Source organism: Gordonia sp. 135 (assembly GCF_009720185.1).
GTDB lineage: Bacteria > Actinomycetota > Actinomycetes > Mycobacteriales > Mycobacteriaceae > Gordonia > Gordonia alkanivorans.
This window is the reverse complement of the sequence record NZ_CP046257.1, coordinates 2,058,612-2,080,801: the sequence shown is the minus strand read 5'-3', so window position 1 is coordinate 2,080,801 and position 22,190 is coordinate 2,058,612. Positions and strand designations below refer to the sequence as shown.

General features: G+C 68.1%; 17 protein-coding genes. All 17 read right to left on the bottom strand.

What is annotated here, in order from left to right; genetic code table 11:
• Window positions 1-94 precede the first annotated feature (94 nt).
• Window positions 95-2,077, bottom strand: a complete 1,983-nt coding sequence (locus tag GKZ92_RS09470) for an ABC transporter ATP-binding protein/permease (protein ID WP_155225212.1) — start codon at window positions 2,075-2,077, stop codon at window positions 95-97.
• Between the two features lie 201 nt (window positions 2,078-2,278).
• Window positions 2,279-2,743, bottom strand: a complete 465-nt coding sequence (locus tag GKZ92_RS09465; protein ID WP_035755326.1) for a hypothetical protein — start codon at window positions 2,741-2,743, stop codon at window positions 2,279-2,281.
• Window positions 2,744-2,753: 10 nt separating this feature from the next.
• Entirely contained in the window at window positions 2,754-3,632 is an 879-nt protein-coding gene (locus GKZ92_RS09460) for an acyl-CoA thioesterase (RefSeq protein WP_035755324.1), read from the bottom strand.
• Window positions 3,633-3,777: 145 nt separating this feature from the next.
• Window positions 3,778-5,202 (bottom strand): pyruvate kinase, encoded by a 1,425-nt coding sequence (pyk, locus tag GKZ92_RS09455; RefSeq protein WP_035755322.1) that lies wholly within the window; start codon window positions 5,200-5,202, stop codon window positions 3,778-3,780.
• A 184-nt stretch (window positions 5,203-5,386) separates the two neighbouring features.
• Window positions 5,387-6,892 carry a glutamate synthase subunit beta gene (locus GKZ92_RS09450; protein ID WP_006360579.1) on the bottom strand — a complete coding sequence of 502 codons (1,506 nt, stop codon included), beginning with the start codon at window positions 6,890-6,892 and terminating at the stop codon, window positions 5,387-5,389.
• The gene (gene gltB, locus GKZ92_RS09445; protein WP_155225211.1) at window positions 6,885-11,456 is read right to left on the bottom strand and encodes a glutamate synthase large subunit; all 4,572 of its coding nucleotides are present in this window, start codon (window positions 11,454-11,456) and stop codon (window positions 6,885-6,887) included. The genes GKZ92_RS09450 and gltB overlap by 8 nt, the downstream gene beginning before the upstream one ends.
• Before the next feature lie 337 nt (window positions 11,457-11,793).
• A complete protein-coding gene (lgt, locus tag GKZ92_RS09440; RefSeq protein WP_035755320.1) occupies window positions 11,794-13,461 on the bottom strand; it encodes a prolipoprotein diacylglyceryl transferase in 1,668 nt (555 codons plus the stop codon).
• Between the two features lie 103 nt (window positions 13,462-13,564).
• The gene (gene trpA, locus GKZ92_RS09435; RefSeq protein WP_042376160.1) at window positions 13,565-14,374 is read right to left on the bottom strand and encodes a tryptophan synthase subunit alpha; all 810 of its coding nucleotides are present in this window, start codon (window positions 14,372-14,374) and stop codon (window positions 13,565-13,567) included.
• Window positions 14,371-15,702, bottom strand: a complete 1,332-nt coding sequence (trpB, locus tag GKZ92_RS09430; RefSeq protein WP_035755318.1) for a tryptophan synthase subunit beta — start codon at window positions 15,700-15,702, stop codon at window positions 14,371-14,373. The genes trpA and trpB overlap by 4 nt, the downstream gene beginning before the upstream one ends.
• A 61-nt stretch (window positions 15,703-15,763) precedes the next feature.
• Window positions 15,764-16,582 (bottom strand): indole-3-glycerol phosphate synthase TrpC, encoded by an 819-nt coding sequence (trpC, locus tag GKZ92_RS09425; protein ID WP_035755315.1) that lies wholly within the window; start codon window positions 16,580-16,582, stop codon window positions 15,764-15,766.
• Window positions 16,583-16,763: 181 nt separating this feature from the next.
• Window positions 16,764-17,549, bottom strand: a complete 786-nt coding sequence (locus GKZ92_RS09420; RefSeq protein WP_006359160.1) for a Trp biosynthesis-associated membrane protein — start codon at window positions 17,547-17,549, stop codon at window positions 16,764-16,766.
• Window positions 17,546-19,138, bottom strand: coding sequence for an anthranilate synthase component I (locus GKZ92_RS09415; protein WP_035755313.1), 1,593 nt, complete (start codon window positions 19,136-19,138; stop codon window positions 17,546-17,548). The genes GKZ92_RS09420 and GKZ92_RS09415 overlap by 4 nt, the downstream gene beginning before the upstream one ends.
• On the bottom strand, window positions 19,135-19,314 hold the full coding sequence (locus tag GKZ92_RS09410) for a tautomerase family protein (RefSeq protein WP_005196179.1): 180 nt from the start codon (window positions 19,312-19,314) through the stop codon (window positions 19,135-19,137). Before GKZ92_RS09410 ends, GKZ92_RS09415 begins: the two co-directional genes overlap by 4 nt.
• A 39-nt stretch (window positions 19,315-19,353) precedes the next feature.
• Window positions 19,354-19,725: a phosphoribosyl-AMP cyclohydrolase gene (gene hisI, locus GKZ92_RS09405; RefSeq protein WP_006359158.1), complete on the bottom strand. Its 372-nt coding sequence runs from the start codon at window positions 19,723-19,725 to the stop codon at window positions 19,354-19,356.
• Between the two features lie 19 nt (window positions 19,726-19,744).
• Window positions 19,745-20,518 (bottom strand): imidazole glycerol phosphate synthase subunit HisF, encoded by a 774-nt coding sequence (gene hisF, locus GKZ92_RS09400; RefSeq protein ID WP_006359157.1) that lies wholly within the window; start codon window positions 20,516-20,518, stop codon window positions 19,745-19,747.
• A gap of 71 nt (window positions 20,519-20,589) precedes the next feature.
• Window positions 20,590-21,444, bottom strand: coding sequence for an inositol monophosphatase family protein (locus GKZ92_RS09395; RefSeq protein ID WP_155225210.1), 855 nt, complete (start codon window positions 21,442-21,444; stop codon window positions 20,590-20,592).
• Complete coding sequence (gene priA, locus GKZ92_RS09390; RefSeq protein WP_006359155.1) at window positions 21,444-22,187, bottom strand: bifunctional 1-(5-phosphoribosyl)-5-((5-phosphoribosylamino)methylideneamino)imidazole-4-carboxamide isomerase/phosphoribosylanthranilate isomerase PriA; 744 nt, start codon at window positions 22,185-22,187, stop codon at window positions 21,444-21,446. Before priA ends, GKZ92_RS09395 begins: the two co-directional genes overlap by 1 nt.
• Window positions 22,188-22,190: the final 3 nt, after the last annotated feature.

The window sequence follows — 22,190 nt, the reverse complement described above, 5'->3', positions numbered from 1 at the left end:
CAGTGCGATGGTTGTGTTGCGCATCACACTAGCGAGTAGTTGCAGCAGCAAGGATCGGTTCACGCAAACGCGACCCGGATCGACAACCTGCAGGTCAAGACCGTTTGTCAAGCGAAGGACTCGAGTCGATCGACGACAGAGTCCACGCCCCGTCACCGGTCAGTTCGAGCACTTCGGTGTGGTGCTGATCGGTGGTGCTGCGGTGGCTGACCGACACCAGGATCGTGTCCGGGAGTTCGGTGCGTACCAGTTGATACAGCGCGTACTCGAGGCCCTCGTCGACCGCCGAGGTCGCCTCATCCATGAACACCGCCTGCGGCTTCGTCAACAGGATTCGGGCGAACGCCACGCGCTGCTGCTCACCCGGCGACAGGACCTTGGCCCAGTCCTCCTCGTCGTACAGGCGGCCGGTCAGGTGCGGCAGGAAGACCTGCTCCAGAGCCTGTTTGATCGCCTCGTCACCGACATCGTCGGGCAGCGCCGGGTAGGCGACGGCTGTACGGAGGTCACCGAGCGGGATGTAGGGCATCTGGGACAGGAACAAGGTGTGCGCGTCCGGTGGACGGGAGAACTCACCATCGATGAACGGCCACAGGCCCGCGAGTCCGCGAAGCAAGGTGGTCTTACCCGAACCGGACCGGCCCTTGACGACGAGTGCGTCACCGGGGTCGAGCGAGATGTTGAGCGCGCGGATCAGTTCGTCGCCGGTCGGGGTCTTGACGCTGATATCGGCGAGACGAACAGCCCGGTCCCGATCCACGGTCGTGATCTCGGGCATGGCACGCGACTTCACGTCGGCATCGGCGAGCCCGTCGAGACGGATGATCGAGGCGCGCAGGCCGGTGAAGTCGTCGTACGCGGTCCGGAAGAACGACAACGCGTCGTGCATCTCGCCGAAGGCCGATGCGGTCTGCTGCATGTCGCCGAGTTTGATCTGCCCGTCGAAGAATCGTGGGATCTGAACCAGGTACGGGAACACCACCGCGAGCTGGCTGACGCTGAAGTTCCAGCCGACGAAGGCCATCTGGACGTGGATGATCTGCCAGTAGTTCCTGATGACCGCCGCGAAGCGTGACATCAGGCCGTTGTGCTCGACGCGTTCGCCGCGATAGAACGCGATGTTCTCGGCCCCGTCGCGGACTCGGACGAGGGCGTAGCGGAAGTTCGCGGTGAGACGTTCCTGCCAGAAGTTGAGTCGGATGAGCGGGCGGCCGATGGCGAAGGCCACGACGCTGGTCACGAGCACGTACACCAGGACCAGCCACATCATCATCCGCGGGATCTCGACGCCGAGGAGCGTCACCGGGCCCGAGAGGTCCCACAGGATCTTCGAGAACGACGCGATCGAGGCGACCGCGGTCAGCACACCGTTGGTCGACGAGCCACCGCCACCCCAGAGCAGCGACGACCCGACCGAGGCGACGTTGGTGATGTCGGCCTGGATGCGCTGGTCGGGGTTGTCGACGCCGGGATGGATGTCGGTCGGCTTCTGCGACGGCTCCGACGTGCGGCGGAACCACTTCCGGCGCATGAGGCCCGAGCTCAGGTCGACGAAACGATTGCGATAGAAAGCACGCCCGTCCATCCAGTCCGCCGCCGCGCCGCCGGTCATCCAGCGGCGCAGGTTGATCTCGAAGGCTGCCCCGACGTAGATCTCGATCATCGTGCGCACGACGTGGACTGTGGCGAGGATGCCGAACACCGCCATCGAGTGCCAGAAGGCGTCCTTGCCCATCTGCAGCATCTCGGCCCCCTGCGGGCCGCCGGCCCCCAGTCCCTCGGCGGCGGTCTGGAGACCTGTGAACAGATCGTTGCTGAAGTAGGAGAACAGCACGGTGATCCGCACACCGAGCAGTGCGAGCACCGTGAGCAGCGCGGCCAGTCCCCAGGCCTTGAGACGGGTGCCGGGCTCGGTGAAGAAACCACCGATCACGCGCCACAGCGGCCGGCCCCATCGGCTGAAGCGAGCGAGCAGGAAGCCGATGACGAGCATCGCGACCGCGGCGATGCCGAATGCGATGGCCAGCCACTTCAGGCTGGCCCAGACCTCGTTACCCCAGTCGATGCTGTACTCCACGCACACTCCCTACGCCTCGGATGTCGCAGCCGGGAATCCCGGCGACATCGCGGCCCGGCTGACTGCGGGGTGTCGAAAAAGGAATCGACACAACGTGTCCGGGCCCACCATTGATCCGGCGAAGTTTAACCCGGGGTTCACCGCCTGTCCGGACAACTGCCGCCCATGTCGCGGCGGGAGAACGGCGAAGACCCGGAGGATTCAGCCGAACGGCCGGAGGACCGCACCCTTCTGGAGGGCAGCGGTCGACACCGGTTGTGACAAGCTCTCGCCGACGCGGACGACATAGCCGGCATCGGTGTACTCCACCCCGTCGACCTCGAACGTCAGTTGGCAGCCCGTGTCGCTGCGGAGAAACCCGCTCAGCGAGGTCGTCGCAACCTCTCCGCCCGCGGCGTCGTAGACGAAGACCGGTGTCCCCCGGGCGATCTGTCCGCCGCCGGGCGCCGCAGCAACCTCTGTCGCGCAGTCGGCGACGACGCCGCCCTTCGCGGTGAAGGTCGGGGTGCGCAGCACACCCAACAGCAGGGCGCCGAGCGCGACGGCCGCGAACAGCACCATCGCGATCGTCGTACCCACGATGACCGGCACCCGGGTCCTGCGTTGCCACGTGCGGCGCGGCAGCGGAGGGCCCGGATCCAGCCACATCTCCTGGCCGATGGTCATTTCCGGTGCGTCACTTCTTCGGCGGAAAATACTTGATCAGTGCCTCCTGGACGACCGAGGTCGCGAGCGTGCCGTCGCGCGTCCAGAACCGTCCCGAGCCCATTCCGCGCGAACCGGTCGCCACCGGCGAACGCGTCGCGTACAGCAGCCAGTCGTCGAAGCGGAACTCGCGATGGAACCACATCGAGTGGTTGACGGTCGCGGCGAACAGCCGGTCGATGCCCCACGACAGTCCGTGCGTGGTGATGATCGAGTCGAGAACCGTGGTGTCCGAGGCGTAACACATTGCGGCGACGTGCATCACGGGATCGTCGGGCATCACGCCGTCGGCCTTCATCCACACCCGGTTGTCGGTGAGCTTGCGCCCCGCCTCCTTCGCCTTCCAGCTCGGGTCGTTGGCGAAGCGGATGTCGACGGGATGCAAGGCGTTCACGAAGGTCGCGATGCGGTCCTCGTAACCCTTGAAATGCTCACCGAGAGGCGGCAACTCCTCCGGGTAGGGCACCTGCGGGATCTCGACGGCGTGTTCGAGCCCGGCGGTGTTGTCCTGGAAGGCCACGAGCATCGTGAAGACCTGTTCGCCGTCCTGCTTGGCGGTGACCTGGCGATTGGCGAAGGACTTGCCGTCGCGGAATCGGTCGACGTGGTACTCCATCGGCTTGGTGACATCGCCACCACGGATGAAGTGGGCGTGCAGAGCGTGGATCGGCGGGTTGCCACGGGTAAGGCTGCGGGATGCGGCCACCACGCCCTGCCCGAGAAGCTGTCCACCGAAGGTCCGAGCGGTGACCTGCTCCGGGTGCTGCCCGATGAACACGTCCTCGTCGCGACGTTCGACGTCGAGCAGTGCCAGCAGCTTGCCGAGATCCCCGGCCTGTTCCACGGTCATGGCCTTCACCCTAGTGACAGACCGGGGCTCACACTCCTGGTGGTCTGCTCAACGCCTCCGGCGTCAGTGGTCTGCTCAACGCCTCCGGCGTCAGTGGTCTCCTTCAACGCCTCCGGCGTCAGTGGTCTGCTCAACGCCTCCGGCGTCAGTGGTCCTGCTCGCCGATGCGGTGGACGTGGATCATGTTCGTCGAGCCGACGGTGCCCGGCGGGGCGCCGGCCACGATGACCACCACGTCGCCCTCGGCCAGACGGCCGATGCGCAGCAGCTGGTGGTCGACCTGGTCGATCATGTGATCGGTGGTGTCGACGTGGTCGACGATGAAGGTCTCCGTGCCCCAGCTCAGGGCGAGCTGACTACGCACCTCCTGCGTCGGCGTGAAGGCCAGCAGCGGCAGGCGCGAGTGCAGCCGGGCGAGGCGTCGGACGGTGTCGCCGGACTGGGTGAACGCCACGAGCGCCTTGACCTCGAGGCGCTCACCGATGTCGCGCGCCGCGTACGAGATGACGCCGCGCTTGGTGCGGGGCACATGCGAGAGCGGTGGCACGTCGCGCGGGCCGGTCTCGACGGCCCGGCAGATGCGGTCCATCGTGCGGACGGTCTCGAGCGGGAACTTGCCCACCGACGTCTCGCCGGACAGCATGACCGCGTCCGCGCCGTCGAGGACCGCATTCGCGACGTCGGAGGCCTCGGCGCGGGTGGGGCGCGAGTTCTCGATCATCGAGTCGAGCATCTGGGTCGCGACGATCACCGGCTTGGCGTTCTCGCGGGCCATCTGGATGGCCCGCTTCTGCACCAGCGGTACCTCCTCGAGCGGCAGCTCGACACCCAGGTCGCCGCGGGCGACCATGATCGCGTCGAACGCCAGGACGATGGCCTCGAGGTTCTCGATGGCCTCCGGCTTCTCCAGCTTCGCGATGACCGGAACCCGGCGACCCACGCGGTCCATGACCTCGTGGACGAGTTCGATGTCGGACGGGCTGCGCACGAACGACAACGCGACCAGGTCGACGCCCAGGTCGAGTGCGAATTCGAGGTCGGCGATGTCCTTCTCGGACAATGCGGGCACCGAGACGCTCATACCCGGCATCGACAGGCCCTTGTTGTTGCTGACCGGACCGCCCTCGGTGACGGTGCAGACCACGTCGTTGCCGTCGATCGAGGCGACGGTAAGTCCGACCTTGCCGTCGTCGACCAGGAGCCGGTCGCCGGGGTGCGCGTCCTCGGACAGGTTCTTGTAGGTGGTCGAGACGCGGTCGTGGGTGCCCTCGACATCGTCGACGGTGATCCGGACATCCTCCCCCGTCTCCCAGACGGTGGCGCCGTCACAGCCGTCGAAACGGCCGAGCCGGATCTTGGGTCCCTGCAGGTCGGCGAGGATGCCGACGGCCTTCTCCGCAGCATCGGAGGCCTTGCGGACGCGCGCGTAGACGGCAGCATGGTCCTCATGCTTGCCGTGGCTGAAGTTCATCCGGGCCACATCCATACCGCTGGCGACGAGTTCCTTGAGCTTCTCGTCGCTGGAAGTGGCCGGACCCATGGTGCAGACAATCTTGGTTCGCCGAGTCACAACCTCACCTTAGTCCCGTCGGTGGTGCATCTCCACGCGCCGCCGAAGTCGTCACCCAGGGGTCATGTGGTGTTGTCGCTGGTGACAGCCCACTACTTTCCGGTACGGATTTCGCCTCACACGGACAGCCCGCGCGTGTTCTCCGTCATCGTCGCCGGAGCGGCGTTCGGCGACCGCGGACCCGTCAGCGCACCGACAGCGGCAGCGCTGCCGGACGAACCGGTGACGGAAGGTCGGATTCGCCGACGAGGAACTCATCGACGGCCCGTGCCGTCGACCGCCCCTCGGCGATCGCCCATACCACCAGCGACGCGCCACGGTGGGCGTCACCACACACGAAAATGCCGGGAGCGTCGGTCTGCCAATCACTTCCACATGAGATGGCCCCACGCTTGTTGGGTTCGATCTCCAGACCCGACAGCAGTTCACCCCGTTCCACACCGGCGAATCCGATCGCGAAAAGCGCTAGTTCGCAAGGGATCTCGAACTCGTCACCAACCGGCCTGATCTCACGTCGGCCGTCGGCGTCACGCTGCACCTCGACCTCGGCGAGCACCATGGTGGTGACATTGCCCTCCACGTCGCCGAGGAAACGCTGCACGGCCACCTGGTACTTGCGCTCCCCGCCCTCGGCGTGCGCACTGGAGGTCCGCATGACCAGTGGCCAGGTGGGCCACGGTGATCGGCTGTCGTCGCGTTCGTCGGGCAGTTCGGGGTTGTAGTCGAGCTGGACCACCGACGCCGCACCCTGCCGGTGGGCGGTGCCCAGGCAGTCCGCACCGGTGTCGCCGCCGCCGATGATCACGACGTGCTTGCCGGCCGCGGTGATCGGCGAGGGGCCGTCGCCCTCGCATTCCCGGTTGGCGGGTACGAGGTGCTCCATCGCCAGGTGGACGCCGTTGAGTTCGCGGCCGGGCACCGGGTTGTCGCGGGCCTCCATCGCGCCGATGGCCAGGACGACGGCGTCGTGCCGGGCACGCAGGTCCTCCACCGTCAGGTCGGTGCCGACGTCACAACTGGTGACGAATTCGGTTCCCTCGGCGCGCATCTGGGCGATGCGACGATCGATGTCGGACTTCTGGAGCTTGTACTCCGGGATGCCGTAACGCAGCAGCCCGCCGAGGCGGTCGTCCCGCTCGTAGACGGTGACGTCGTGGCCCGCACGCGTGAGCTGTTGCGCCGCAGCGAGTCCCGCAGGACCGGAACCGACCACGCCCACCGACTTGCCGGTCTTGGACTCCGGCGGCTCGGGCCCGATGACGCCTTCGGCCCACGACTCGTAGGCGATGGTCTTCTCGATGCGTTTGATGGTGACGCTGCCACCGGTCTCGCGCTCGGAGATCGACAGGACGCAGGCGGCCTCGCACGGCGCCGGGCACACCATCCCGGTGAACTCGGGGAAGTTGTTGGTGGCGTGCAACCGGCTGCTCGCCGCATCCCACCGGCCGCGGCGGACCAGGTCGTTCCACTCCGGGATCAGATTGCCCAGCGGGCAGCCCGCGGTTCCGGAGTGGCAGAACGGGATACCGCAGTCCATACACCGGCGCGCCTGGGTGCTGACCTCCGCCAGAACCTTCGTCGGGTCGTCGGCGTGCACGTAGACGTCGTCCCAGTCCTGGACGCGCTCGGCGACCGGACGGTACTTCGCTTCTTTCTTCGGGACCTCCAGGAACCCGCGCGGATCAGCCACGTGCCGCCTCCATGATCGCTGAATCGACGTCGCGTCCCTCGGCCTCGGCCATCCGGGCCGCGTCCAGGACACGCTTGTAATCGGTCGGCATGACCTTCGTGAACGCCAGGCAGCGTCGGGGCCAGTCCGCGAGGATCGACGCACCGATCGCCGAACCGGTGAGTTCGGCGTGCTTGGTGATGGCGTCCTTGAGCCAGGCCAGGTCGTCGGGGTCGGGGCGCATCAGTTTGACCATCGCCATGTTGACCTTGTCGCGGTCGAGGTCGTGCACGAAGGCGATGCCACCCGACATACCTGCCGCGAGGTTGCGTCCGGTCGGTCCGAGAATCACCACGCGCCCGCCGGTCATGTACTCGCAGGCATGGTCGCCCACTCCTTCGACGACCGCGGTCGCACCCGAGTTCCGCACCGAGAAGCGCTCACCCACGCGCCCGCGCAGGTACACCTCGCCCGACGTCGCGCCGTAGAGGATGGTGTTGCCTGCGATGACCTGGTCCTCGGCGACGAACCACGAGTCGGGATGCGGGGCGACGACGATCTTGCCGCCGCACAGCCCCTTGCCGACGTAGTCGTTGGTGTCGCCGCTGAGCCGGATCGTCACGCCCGGCGGCAGGAACGCGCCGAGCGACTGCCCGGCCGAACCCTCCAGTTTCACCACGATCGTGTCCTCGGCCAGGCCCTCGGCGCCGAAGCGACGGGTGACCTCGGCGCCGAGCAACGTGCCGACGGTCCGGTTCACGTTGCGCACCGGCAGTTCGAGCGTCACCGGGTGGGCGTCCTCCAGCGCCCCTTCGGCGAGCTGGATGAGCGTCTGGTCGAGCGCGCGGTCGAGTGCGTGGTACTGCTCCCGCACCCGCCGGCTCGGCCCCTTGCCCTCGACCTTGCGGAAGATCGGCAACAGATCAAGACCCTTCGACTTCCAGTGTGCGACAGCGGAATCGGTGTGCAGTCGCTGAGACTGACCGATCGCCTCATCGAGGGTGCGGTAACCCAGCTGCGCCAGGTACTTCCGCACGTCCTCGGCGATGAACCGGAAGAAGTTGACCAGGTGGTCCACCTGGCCGGTGAAACGGGAACGGAGCTGCGGGTTCTGGGTCGCCACGCCGACCGGGCAGGTGTCGAGGTGACACACACGCATCATGATGCATCCGGCCACGATGAGCGGCGCGGTGGAGAAGCCGTATTCCTCGGCGCCGAGGAGGGCGGCCATGATGACGTCGCGTCCGGTGCGCAGCGCACCGTCGCACTGCACGGTGATGCGGTCGCGCAGACCGTTGAGCATGAGCGTCTGCTGGGCGTCGGCCAGGCCGATCTCCCAGGGAGTGCCCGCATGCTTGAGCGAGGTGAGCGGCGAGGCGCCGGTACCGCCGTCGTGGCCGGAGATGAGCACGACGTCGGCATGTGCCTTGGAGACGCCGGTCGCGACCGTGCCCACGCCGACCGCGCTGACCAGCTTGACGTGGATACGGGCCTGGGAGTTGGCGTTCTTCAGATCGTGGATCAGCTGGGCGAGGTCCTCGATCGAGTAGATGTCGTGGTGCGGCGGCGGTGAGATCAGCGCGACGCCGGGCGTCGAATGCCGGGTCTTGGCTATCCACGGGTACACCTTGTACGCCGGAAGCTGGCCACCCTCACCGGGTTTCGCACCCTGCGCCATCTTGATCTGGATATCGGTGGCGTTGATCAGGTAGTCGCTGGTGACACCGAAACGGCCGGACGCGACCTGCTTGACCGCGCTGCGTCGTTCCGGGTCGTAGAGACGGTCGACGTCCTCGCCGCCCTCCCCCGAGTTCGACCGGCCGCCGATCTTGTTCATCGCCATCGCGATGGTCTCGTGGGCTTCCGCGGAGATCGAGCCGTAGCTCATGGCGCCGGTGTTGAAGCGCTTCATGATCTCCTCGACCGGTTCCACCTCCGCGATCGGGATCGGTTCGCGCGCATCGAGATCGAACTCGAAGAGGCCGCGGAGCGTGCCGCCCTTGCGGGACAGCCGGTCGACCTCGTCGGAGTACTTCTGGAAGATCTCCGACCGCCCGCTCTTGGTGGCGTGCTGCAGCAGGAAGATCGTCTCCGGGGTGAACAGGTGCAGCTCGCCTTCCCGGCGGTACTGGTACTCGCCACCGACCTCGAGACGACGGTAGACCTGCTCGGTCGGGTTCTCGGGAAACGCGCGGTGATGCCTGATGCGGACTTCCTCGGCCAGTTCGTCGAGACCGACGCCCTCGATCCGCGACACCGTGCGGGTGAAGTACTCGCGCACCACCTCCGACGACAACCCCACGGCCTCGAAAGCCTGTGCGGCGGTGTAGGAGCTGATGGTCGAAATGCCCATCTTGCTCATCACCTTCAGCACGCCCTTGCCGAGCGCCTCGAGGTAGTTGCGGATGGCCTTCGACGGGGTGACACCGGTCAACTCGCCCTCGGCGATGAGGTCCTCGATCGTCTCCAGTGCCAGATACGGGTTGACCGCGGCCGCACCGAAACCGATGAGCGTCGCGATGTGGTGGACCTCGCGGGCGTCGCCGGATTCGACGACGAGCGCGACCCGGGTGCGCTCCTTGGTGCGCACCAGGTGATGGTGGACGGCCGAGATGGCCAGCAGCGACGGGATCGGTGCATGGTCTTTGTCGGTGAGACGGTCGGAGATGACGAGGGTGGTGTGGCCCTCGGCGATCGCCTGGCTCGCCCGCCGGCGCAGGTCCTCGAGGGCGACCCGGAGACCTTCTCCACCGTCGTCCACCTCGTACAGCGCACGCAGCACCTTGGCCGACAGGCCCGGGTGATCACCGTCGTCGTTGATGTGGACGAGCTTGGCGAGGTCGGCGTTGTCGAGGACCGGCCAGTGCAGCATGATCTGGCGGCACGACGCGGCGGTGGGGTCGAGCAGGTTCTGCTCCGGACCCATCACACGGCCCATCGAGGTGACGATCTCCTCGCGGATGGCGTCCAACGGCGGGTTGGTGACCTGCGCGAACAGTTCCACGAAGTAGTCGTAGAGCAGGCGGGAACGCCGCGACAGCACCGCGATCGGGGTGTCGGTGCCCATCGAACCCAGTGGTTCGTATCCCGAGGCGGCCATCGGGGTGAGCAGCACCCGCAGGTCTTCCTCGGAGTATCCGAAGGACTGCTGCCGGCGTACGACGGTGTCGTGGTTCGGCTGGAAGACCGGGCGTTCGGGCAGCGTGGCGATGTCGAGGAGCCCGGCGTGCAACCACTCGTCGTACGCCTCGGCGTGCATCAGTTCGCCCTTGATCTCCTCGTCCGGGATGATCCGGCCCGCGGTGGTGTCGACGAGGAACATGCGGCCCGGCTCGAGGCGCCCCTTGCTGATGATGTCGTCGACCGGGACGTCGAGAACGCCCGCCTCCGAGGCGAGGATGATCCGGCCGTCGCGGGTCTGCCACCAGCGTCCGGGACGCAGGCCGTTGCGGTCGAGGACCGCGCCGACGACGGTGCCGTCGGTGAAGGTGACGCACGCCGGACCGTCCCAGGCCTCCATCAGCGACGCGTTGAACTGCAGGAACGCGCGCCGCTTCGGGTCCATGTCGGGGACGTTCTCCCACGCCTCGGGAACCATCATCATGACCGCGTGGGGCACGCTCCGGCCGCCGAGATGCAGGAGTTCGAGCACCTCGTCGAGCGACGCCGAGTCCGAGGCCTCGGGGGTGCAGATGGGGAAGGCACGCTTGAGGTCGCCGGGTATGAGGTCGGTGTCGAGCAGCGCCTCCCGGGCGCGCATGCGGTTCCGATTGCCGCGAACCGTGTTGATCTCGCCGTTGTGGGCGACGAACCGGAACGGATGCGCGAGCGGCCACGACGGGAAGGTGTTGGTCGAGAACCGCGAATGGACGATCGCGATGGCGCTCTGGCACCGGTCGTCGCGCAGGTCCGCGTAGTAGAGCGGCAGCTGCATCGTGGTGAGCATGCCCTTGTAGACCATGGTGCGGCTCGACAGCGACGGGAAGTACAGGCCGGTGCCCGCCTCCTCGATCTCCGGGGTGACGCGCTCGGCCTGCTTGCGGAACGGATAGATGAAGCGGTCGACGGCGACGCCGCCGATGCGCTCGGCACCCGGCTCGGGGTCGACGGTGACGAACAGCTGCATCATGTACGGCATGCAGGCCACGGCGGTGCCACCGATGTCGGCGTGCTCGTGGTCGACCGGGACGTCACGCCAGCCGAGGATCGTGATGCCCTCGTCGGCGGCGAGCGCCTCCACCCGCGCGATGGCCTGCCGGCGCAGTTCCTCGTCCATCGGCAGGAAGCAGGTACCCGCGGCATAGGTGTGCGAGCCGTCGGCGGCCGGCTCCGGAAGTTCGAAATCGACGGTGGCACGCAACAATTCGTCCGGCAGCTGGATCAGGATGCCTGCGCCGTCACCGCTGTTGGTCTCGGCTCCGGCAGCCCCGCGGTGCTCGAGATTTTCCAGCGCCAGGAGCCCGTCGGCGACGATCGAATGCGATCGGCGACCGTGGATGTCGGTGACCATCGCGACGCCGCACGAGTCGACCTCGGCCTCCGGGTCGTACAGGCCCTGCTTGGCCGGGAGCGCGGAAAACAGCATCACTACCTCCACTCGATCCGGAACGGATCGCTGCTGAGTGTCCACTGGGACAGCACTGGCCCGAGGAGTATTGCGCGGCGAGCGAGTGACCGTGCCGAGATCGGTACCGGGCTGAGTCGAACCGGGCGGTCGGAGATCGCGCGTCATGAAGTTCGATCGTATCCGAACACCACCGAGCACGCGTGTGCTCGAAGGCTGTGATCCTCGCGACCGAGAACCGCCCCTGGACTCGACCCGGTGTGGACGTGCCGGCTACATATCGTCAGCGGTTGCCTTCTGGAGGGTGGTTTTCAGCAGGCGGTTTTCGCGTTTACCTCCTGGCAGGGGCGGCCGAGGGTCAGGGCCGGCGGCGGCGACCGAATCGAGAGGCGACCCGGCGGCGGAGGCTGCTCGAGGCATCGGCCTGTCCGGCGTCGGTGGCCTGCACGTCGGCAGAGTCGGCTGCCGAAGACTCAGCGTCGCCAGCTGCAGGGGCATCGGTTTCGACGGCAGAGGATTCCGGGTCGGATTCGACGACGCCGGTCGCTTGTGCCTCAGATTCCGCGACGCCGGTTGCCGCGTCCTCGGATTCGACGACCTGGCTTGCCGGGTCCTCGTTCTCGACGACGCTGTCGGCCTCATCGTCTTCGGCTGCATTGGCCGTCGCTGCGTCTACGGCCTCGGTGTCTGTTGCCTCTACGTCGGTGGTTGCGTCATCCTCCGCCTCGGGTTCCGCGACCTCGGGTTCAGCGACCTCGGGTTCCGCGACCCCAGCGTCTGCGGACTCAGGTGCGCCAGACTCCCCCGCGTCAGAATCCACTGCCTCAGTCTCAACTGCGCCAGTGGCTGCTTCGGCTTCCTCGGTGACGGGTTCCTCGGTCTCGGTCTCCCCCGCCGCGGTTTCGTCGACCACCGGCTCGGCAGCGGGTTCATCATCCGAGACCTTCGCCGCTGCGGCAGGTTCGGCGGCGACACGGGTGGTCTCCACCTTGTCGGCCTCGGCGTCGAGCGCGTCCAGTGTGTCCACCTCGGCCGGCGGTTCCTGTCCTTCGGCGGCGTCGAGTTCGTCGAAGTCCTCGTCGTACCAGTCGTCCACGTATCCGGCGACGCCCTGTTCCTCGAGTTCGGCGGCACGTTCGGGGTGGTACATCTCCAGCCCCTGTTCGCGACCCTTGGGTGCGACGACGAAGTAGACGATCGCGCACACGAACACGAGGGCCGCGGTGAAGAGGTTCGGGCGGATACCGGCGATGTCGTTGGCGACGGCGGCACGGTCGTCGCGCAGCATCTCGATGAAGAACCGGCCGAGGCAGTAGCCGGCGATGTACAGCGCGAACAGGCGACCGTGACCGATGCGGAACTTGCGGTCGATGACCACCAGGAGGACCACGATCAGGACGTTCCACAGCAGTTCGTAGAGGAACGTCGGCTGGACGACGGCGACCACGACGCCGTTGGACTTGCCGTCTATCAGGCCCGCGTCGGCGTAACCGGCCTTGTTGACGCGCTCGTAGATCTCCAGACCCCACGGCAGTGTTGTCTCACGGCCGTACAGCTCCTGGTTGAAGTAGTTGCCGAGCCGACCGATGGCCTGGGCCAACAGGATCGGCGGGGCGATCGCATCGCCGAAAGCGGGCAGTCGGATGCCGCGGCGTCGGGCGCCGATCCAGGCACCGACCGCACCGAGCGCGACCGCGCCCCAGATTCCGAGACCACCGTCCCAGATCCGCAGGGCGTCGAGCGGCTCCTTGGGGGCGTCGGCACCGAAATAGGTCTTCCAGTCGGTGATCAGGTGATAGAGACGCCCGCCGAGGAGACCGAACGGAACGGCCCAGATCGCGACGTCGAGGACCTCGCCTTCCTGTCCCCCACGTGCGACCCACCGGCGATTGCCCCACCAGACCGCGACGATGATCCCCGCGATGATGCACAGGGCGTACGCGCGCAGCGGGAACGGTCCGAGATCCCACACACCCTGAGGCGGACTGGGGATGTAGGCGAGCATCGTCGTGGTCGGCGCGTTCACGATGCAACCCTAACCGACCGGACACGTGTGCCCGTGCGGTGCGGTTGCCGCGTGGCCCGGATACAGACCTCGGGCAGCCTCTCGGCCCTACTCGACCAGCGGGTCAGACAGCCGCGTGACGCGAACGCACGCCCTCGGCGAGTTCGCCGACGAGGGAGGCCAGGCGGTCCTGGCCGGCCTTGGCGGCAGTCACCAGCGCCGAGCCGACGATGACGCCGTCGGAGTAGGACGCGATCTGGGCGGCCTGCTCACGGTTGCGGACACCGAGTCCGACGCCGATGGGGATGTCGGAGTACTCGCGGACGCGTGCACACAGCTCGGGAGCCATGTCCGACACCGCGTCGCGTGCTCCGGTGACGCCCATGGTGGATGCCGCATAGACGAATCCACGGGACGCGTCGACGGTCAGCGCGATGCGCTCGTTGGTCGACGACGGCGCGACGAGGTAGATGCGGTCGAGGCCATACTGATCGGAGGCGGCGTGCCACTGGGCGCCCTCTTCGGGAATCAGGTTCGGCGTGATGAGCCCGGCGCCGCCCGCGTCGGCGAGGTCTCGCGCGAAGTTCTCGACGCCGTACTGCAGCACCGGGTTCCAGTAGCTCATGACGACCGCGGTGCCACCGGCCGAGCTGATCGCCTCGACCGCGGTGAACACGTCGCGCACCCGCACCTCGTTGGTGAGGGCGAGATCGGCGGCCTCCTGGATCGTCGGACCGTCCATCACCGGGTCGGAGTAGGGCACGCCCACCTCGATGATGTCGCAACCGGCGTCGACCATTGTCCGGAACGAGGTCAGTGAACCCTCCAGCGTCGGATACCCCACGGGGAGATATCCGATGAGTGCGCTGCGGTTCTCCTCCCGGCACTTCGCGAAGACGGGTCCGGTCTTCGAAGAGATCGTGTTTGCGCTCATGCCCGCTCTCCCGGCTGTCCGCTGGTGGCCTTTGCCTCGTCCTGCGACGGCGGCGGGTCGAAGAGGCCGAACCAGCGCGCGGCGGTGTCGACGTCCTTGTCGCCGCGACCGGAGAGGCTCACGACGATGATCGCGCCCTCGCCGAGTTCCTTGCCGAGCTCGAGTGCGCCGGCGACCGCGTGCGCGGACTCGATGGCGGGAATGATCCCCTCGCGGCGGCTCAGCAGCGCGAGCGCGTTCATCGCCTCGGTGTCGGTGATCGGTCGGTATTCGGCCCGGCCGGTGTCCTTGAGGTAGGCGTGCTCGGGGCCCACGCCCGGATAGTCGAGACCTGCGGAGATCGAGTGGGATTCGGTCGTCTGCCCGTCTTCGTCCTGCAGCAGGTACGAGTACGCACCCTGGAATGCACCCGGCGTCCCGCCGGTGAAAGTCGCTGCGTGACGGCCGGTCTCGACGCCGTCACCGGCCGCCTCGAAACCGACGAGACGAACGTCGGAGTCGTCGATGAACGGATGAAAGATACCGATGGCGTTGGACCCACCGCCCACACAGGCGGTCACGGCGTCGGGAAGGCGTCCGGCCTTGTCGAGGATCTGGGCACGTGCCTCCAGACCGACGACGCGCTGGAGATCACGGACCATCACCGGGAACGGGTGCGGGCCGGCGGCGGTGCCGAAGCAGTAATAGGTGTTGTGCGCGTTGGTGACCCAGTCACGCATGGCCTCGTTGATGGCATCCTTCAGCGTGGCCGAACCGTTGTCGACGGCGATGACCTCGGCGCCGAGCAGACGCATCCGGGCGACGTTGAGCGCCTGTCGGTCGGTGTCGACGCGACCCATGTAGATCACGCACTCGAGGCCCAGGAGCGCACATGCGGTGGCGGTGGCCACGCCGTGCTGGCCGGCGCCGGTCTCGGCGATGATGCGGTTCTTGCCCATCCGCTGGGCCAGAAGCGCCTGTCCGAGAACGTTGTTGATCTTGTGCGAGCCGGTGTGGTTGAGATCCTCGCGCTTGAGGAAGATGCGCGCCCCCCCGGCGTACTCGGCGAGACGCTTCGCTTCGTACAGCGGCGACGGACGTCCGGCGTAGTCACGCTGCAGACGGTCGAGTTCGTTCAGGAAGGCGTCGTCGTTGCGGATCTTGAAGAAGGTCGTGGTGACCTCGTCGATGACCGCCATCAGGGCTTCCGGCACATGCCGTCCGCCGTAGACGCCGAAGTGTCCACCCTCGTCGGGTTCGATCGACGTACGCGTCGTCAGGCCGGTGCTGGCCGGCGGGAGCACGGTCGCGGAAGAGTCGGGATGGGCCGAATCAGGATGGGCGGTCACTACATCTCACAGTCGATCGGGCCGACGACGACATGGACCGAACACGGCCCGAAGACGTATGTCAGCGAACTGGTTTCGGGCACGACGGGTGGGTACCCGCGGTGACCAGCTCACGCACGGCGGCGCGGGGGTCACCACTTGTCACGAGTCCCTCACCCACCAGGACGGCGTCGGCGCCCGCGCCGGCATAGGCCAGCAGGTCGGCAGTGCCGCGAACACCCGACTCCGCGATGCGGATGATCTCGGTCGGCAGGCCGGGGGCGATCCGCGAGAACGTGTCCCGCTCGACCTGGAGGGTCTTGAGGTTGCGGGCGTTCACGCCGACGACCGACGCGCCGGCCTCGAGGGCGCGGTCGGCCTCTTCCTCGGTGTGCACCTCCACGAGGGCGGTCATGCCGAGGCTCTCGGTGCGGTCGAGCAGCGAGGCGAGGACGTTCTGTTCGAGGGCCGCGACGATCAGCAGGATGACGTCGGCGCCGTGGGCGCGGGCCTCGTGGATCTGGTACGGACCGACGATGAAGTCCTTGCGCAGGACCGGGATGTCGACCGCTGCGCGAACGGCGTCGAGATCGGCGAGCGAGCCGTGGAAGCGTCGCTCCTCGGTCAGCACGCTGATGATGCGCGCGCCGCCGTCTTCGTAGGCCTTGGCAAGCTCGGCTGGGTCGCCGATCGAGGCCAGCTCACCCTTCGACGGGCTCGCGCGCTTGACCTCCGCGATCACACCGATACCGGGCTGGCGGAGTGCGACCATGGCGTCCCGGGGAGCGGGAGCCTTCGCCGAGGCGGCCTTGACGGCAGCGAAGTCGGTCATCGCCTCACGTGCGGCGACGTCGGCTTTGACTCCCTCGATGATCGACTCGAGAACGTTGGGCATGCTCACAGCGACTCCGCTCCCTTCCGCTCGTCGTGTGGTCTCAGGGTAGACCGACAGTCGCGGCGACCTGTCGCCGGGTTGGCCGATTCTCCACAAAACGGGACCGGTCCTGGACTGTTGCGCATATCTCAGCCTGTCGTGTGCGTCTCAGCGAGGCGTCGGACCGGGGCACTGCTCGCCCGGAGGGTCAGCGCTCGTCCGGATCGGTGGGGTCGATGCCCGTGTCGAGCGCGTCCCACATCATGCGCTCGTTGGCGTCCCGGTCGTCGCCGGGCCGCCGGTCCTTTCCGCCGGTTCCGGCGTCGGCGTCGGCGTCGGCGTCGGCCGGGGTGTCACCGGCTTTCGCGGAGTCGGCCGCGGCCGCCCTCTTCCGCCGCTCGTAGTCGGCGAAGATCTCGGTCTCGAGCTCCTCGCGCCGGGCCGCGGGGGTCTTGTACTTGGACGACATCGTCGCACCCTTGGCGACCCGGAGCAGCACAACCGCGGCGGCGACCGCACACACCGTGCCGAGCAGGACCAGCGCGGCGGGCAACCACTGGGTGTCGGTGTAGAGCACGATGTACCGGTCCGGAATGTCCCCGGCGTCGGCGGCGTACTCGGAGTCGGCGCCACCGGCGATCAGGGAGATCGCCGGGAAGGCGGCGAGCACGCCACCGGCGGCGACGAGCAGCGCGACGAGGCGCAGACCCCAGCCGCGCACCGACAGCACCGCGGCGATGCCGGCGAGGTAGACCAGGGCGAGCGGCGTGAGCCACGGGCTCCAGTCCGATCCCTTCACGTCGAAGGCGCGCTGCGGTGAGAGGCCGTCCTCGGCCGAGACGGTGGCCCACGTCAGCCGGCTCGCGCCCCAGAACGCGGCGGCGGTGGCCAGCATCAGGACCGCCGCGATCATCTGCGGCCGTCGCGAGGACTTCGGCTTGGGCTGGGACGACTCAGGCTGGGACGACTCGGCCGGTTGGTCCGCGGATGTCACGCGATGTCTCCTGACGGGGTCTCCCCGACCCTGTTCATCGTCGACGCGGCGGCGACGGCGTTGAGCACCGCGGTTGCCTTGTTGCGCGCCTCGTTGTACTCGTACTCGGGCTCACTGTCGGCGACCACGCCGCCACCGGCCTGCACGTAGGCCTGGCCACGGGCGAGGAGCGCGGTGCGGATGGCGATCGCGGTGTCGGCGTTGCCGGCGAAGTCGAGGTAGCCGACGATGCCGCCGTAGAGGCCGCGCCGTGTCTTCTCGTGTTCGTCGATGAGCTCCATCGCGCGCACCTTGGGTGCGCCGGTGAGCGTGCCGGCCGGGAAGCAGGCGGTCACCGCGTCGAGTGCGTGTTTGTCGTCGCGCAGCGTTCCCGACACCGTCGACACCAGGTGCATGACGTGGCTGTACCGCTCGATGTGCCGGTAGTCGCTGACCTTCACCGTGCCGGGGACGCATACACGGCCGAGATCGTTGCGGCCGAGATCGACGAGCATGAGGTGTTCGGCGTTCTCCTTCTCGTCCTCGAGAAGGCCCTTGCCGAGCAGTTGATCCTCTTCTTCGGTGGCGCCGCGCCAGCGCGTCCCGGCGATGGGGTGTGTGGTCGCGATGCGGTCGGCGACGGTGACCAGCGCCTCCGGGCTGCTGCCGACGATCGTGAACGGTTTGCGGGCGATCGCGTCGGGAGCGGCAGTGTCGCTGTTCGCCTCGGTCCCCGGCATCCGCAGCAGGTACATGTACGGGCTGGGATTCGATGCCCGGAGCACGCGGTAGACGTCGAGCGGGTCGGCCTCGGTGTCCATCTCGAACCGCATCGACGGCACGACCTGGAAGGCCTCGCCCGCCTCGATCTCGCCGACGAGGCTAGTGACGATCTCGCTGTACTCCTCGAGCGTGCGCTGTGCGGTGAAGTCCGGAGTGGGCCGGTCGAAGGTCGAGACGGTCGACGACGCGGGTGCGGCGAGCGCCTCGGTCATCCGGTCCAGACGCGCCAGGGCGTCGGCGTAGGCCTCCTCGACGCGCTCGTCGGAACCGTCCCAGTTGACCGCGTTGGCGATCAGCGTGATCGTGCCCTCGTGATGATCGACGGCGGCGAGGTCGGTGGCCAGCACCATCATCATGTCCGGCAGGCCGAGGTCGTCGACGGTGGTCTCCGGGAGACGTTCGAGGCGCCGGACCATGTCGTAGGCCATGAACCCGACGAAGCCGCCGGTCAGCGGCGGCATGCCCGGCAGCGGGTCGGTTTTGAGCACGCGCAGCGACTCGGCCAGCACTTCGAGGGCGTCGCCGCCCTCGGGAGCGCCCACCGGCACCGAACCCCACCAGTGCGCCTGGCCGTCGACGACGGTCAGCGCCGAGGGTGCCCCGGCCCCGATGAAGGACCAGCGCGACCAGGAGCGGCCGTTCTCTGCCGACTCCAGCAGGAAGGTCCCGGGACGATCGCCGGCCAGCTTGCGGTACGCCGACAGCGGTGTCTCCGAATCGGCGAGCACCTTGCGTGTCACCGGCACCACGCGATGGTCACGGGCGAGGTCGAGGAATTCCGCGAGGGACGTCGTGTGCGCCCCGGCCGCCGCGTTCACGCCGCTCATCCGAGGGGCTCGCCGCCGACGCCCCACTGAGTGCGCGGCACCTCGGTGATCGTGACCCAGACCGAATCCGGGTTCTTGCCGGTCGCCTTGGCGTACGCCTCGGTCACCGCCGCGATGGTCTCGCGCTTGACGCGGTCGGAGAGTCCGGGGGTCTGCGAGATCTGGATGAGGGGCATGCAGCGTCACCGCCTTTCGGGTGTGATCACGATGGAAATCTACTGTGCGGAATCGACCGGCCGGGCGTCTGCTCCGAAAGACAGCGACTCGGTGTCGAAACAGCTGTGGTTCCCGGTGTGGCAGGCCGCGCCGACCTGGTCGACGACGAGCAACACCGTGTCGCCGTCGCAGTCGAGGCGCGCGTCGTGCACGTACTGGGTGTGACCGCTCGTCTCGCCCTTGACCCAGTACTCCTGGCGTGACCGCGAGTAGTAGGTCGCCTTGCGCGTGGCGAGGGTCCGTTCGAGAGCGGCGTCGTCCATCCACGCGACCATCAGGACGTCGCCGGTGGAGCGTTCCTGCGCGACCGCACTGAACAGTCCGTCGGCGTTGCGTTTGAGACGCGAGGCGAGCTCCGGATCGAGGGCCATCAGCGTTCTCCTGCCTGTGTCATCGGACGGTGATCCCGGCGTCGGCCATGGCGGCCTTCACCTCGTGGATGGTGAGTTCGCCGAAGTGGAAGACCGAGGCGGCCAGCACTGCGTCCGCGCCGGCCTGGACGGCGGGCGCGAAGTCCTCGACCTTGCCTGCACCGCCGCTGGCGATGACCGGGACCCGTACGGCCGCGCGCACCGCCCTGAGCATGCGCAGGTCGAAGCCCTTCTTGGTGCCGTCGGCGTCCATCGAGTTGAGCAGGATCTCACCGACACCGAGGTCCTGACCGCGCCGAGCCCACTCGACCGCGTCGATGCCGGTTCCCTGGCGGCCGCCGTGGGTGGTGACCTCCCAGCCGGACGGCGTCGGCTCCGAACCCTCCGGCACGGTCCGCGCGTCGACCGACAGGACGATGCACTGCGAGCCGAAACGTCGGCTCATCTCGCCGAGGACCTCGGGGCGTGCGATCGCGGCGGTGTTGACGCTGACCTTGTCCGCGCCCGCGCGCAGCATCATGTCGACGTCCTCGACGGTTCGGATGCCGCCGCCGACGGTCAGCGGGATGAACACCTGGTCGGCGGTCCGCTTGACGACGTCGATCATCGTGGAGCGTCCCGAGCTCGACGCGGTGACGTCGAGGAAGGTCAGCTCGTCGGCGCCTTCCCGGTCATAGCGCTCGGCCAGCTCGACGGGATCCCCGGCGTCGCGGAGATTCTCGAAGTTGACGCCCTTCACGACCCGGCCGTCGTCGACGTCGAGGCACGGGATGACCCGCGTCGCCAGCGTCATCGTCGTGTCTCCTTCGTGTGCTCGTTCTTCATGGGATGCTCTCGTGCCTGTCTCATCGGTTGCCGGGGTGCTCATTCCGACCACTCCCCGACCGTTTGCTCGATCACTGCCATCAGACCCGCGTGCACGGTCGGCGTGCCCGCGACCAGTGACGGGGAGGCGACCGTCCAGCGCTCGCCCGCGATGTCGGAGGCGACCGTCCAGCGCTCGCCCGCGATGTCGGAGGCGACCCCACCGGCCGCCCGGACCAGCGCGGCGCCCGCCGCGTTGTCCCACGGGTGCCGCCCGAAGGCGACGGCCCCGCCGAAGACGCCCGAGGCGGTGAACGCCATGTCGACGCCCGTGCTCCCCGTCATCCGGATACGGGCGACGCGGGAACTCAACGCGCGCAACAGATCTGCGCGTCGATCCCCCGCATAGCGACCGCGCCCGGCCGCGTTGAACGGCCCGAAGGCGACCGCGGCCTCCTCCAGCGGCGTGTCCGGCAGGGGCTCGGCGGCCTCGCCGTTGATCAGCAGCGGACCGTCGGCGTGAGCAGCGTACTTGCGGTCCAGCAGCGGCAGCCACGTCAGGCCGAGGGTCGCCTCGCCGTCGACGACGAGCCCGAGCAGGATGCCGGTGAGCGGCATGCCTGCCGAGTAGTTGAAGGTCCCGTCGACCGGATCGAGCACCCACACCGGGCCGTCGACCGGATCGGCGCCGCCGAATTCCTCACCGTGGACCGGAATCTGCGTCCGGTCCTCGAGCTCGGCGGAGATCCGCCGTTCCAGGTCGAGGTCGACCTGGGTGGCGAAGTCCGTCCCGCCCTTGTGCACGGCGCTCGGCGCACCCAGACCTTCGACGAAGGTCTCGACGGCTGCGTCGAGCACCGACCCCGCGGTGTCGAGCAACCGCGGGAGGTCGAGCGAGCTCTGGGTCGCGCTCATCAGACCCCGGCGACGGCCGTGAGTGCCTCGGGCAGGGTGAAGCGGCCGGCGTAGAGGGCCTTGCCGACGATCGCGCCCTCGACACCCTGGTCGACGAGGCCGGCGATCGCGACGAGGTCGTCGATGGCCGACACACCGCCGGAGGCGACGATCGGGGCATCGGTGGCCGCGGCGACCTCGGCGAGCAGCTCGAGGTTCGGGCCCTCGAGGGTGCCGTCCTTGGACACGTCGGTCACCACGTAGCGCGAGCATCCGTCGCGGTTGAGACGCTCGAGGACCTCCCACAGGTCGCCGCCGTCGGTGACCCAGCCGCGGCCGCGGAGCCGGTAGGAGTCGCCGTCGCGGATGACGTCGAGGCCGACGGCGATGCGGTCACCGTGTTCGGCGATCGCGCGGGCGCACCATTCCGGGTTCTCCAGGGCCGCGGTGCCCAGGTTGACGCGGGTGCAGCCGGTCGCCAGTGCGGCGGCGAGGGAGTCGTCGTCGCGGATGCCGCCCGACAGCTCGACCTTCACGTCGAGTTCGCCGACGACCCCGGCGAGGAGCTCACGGTTGTCGCCGCGACCGAAGGCCGCATCGAGGTCGACGAGATGGATCCACTCCGCACCGTCGTTCTGCCACGCCAGCGCCGCATCGCGCGGCGAGCCGTAGGAGGTCTCGGTGCCGGCCGCGCCCTGGACGAGGCGGACCGCCTGCCCGTCGGCAACGTCGACGGCGGGAAGGAGTTCGAGGGTGCTACCCATGGG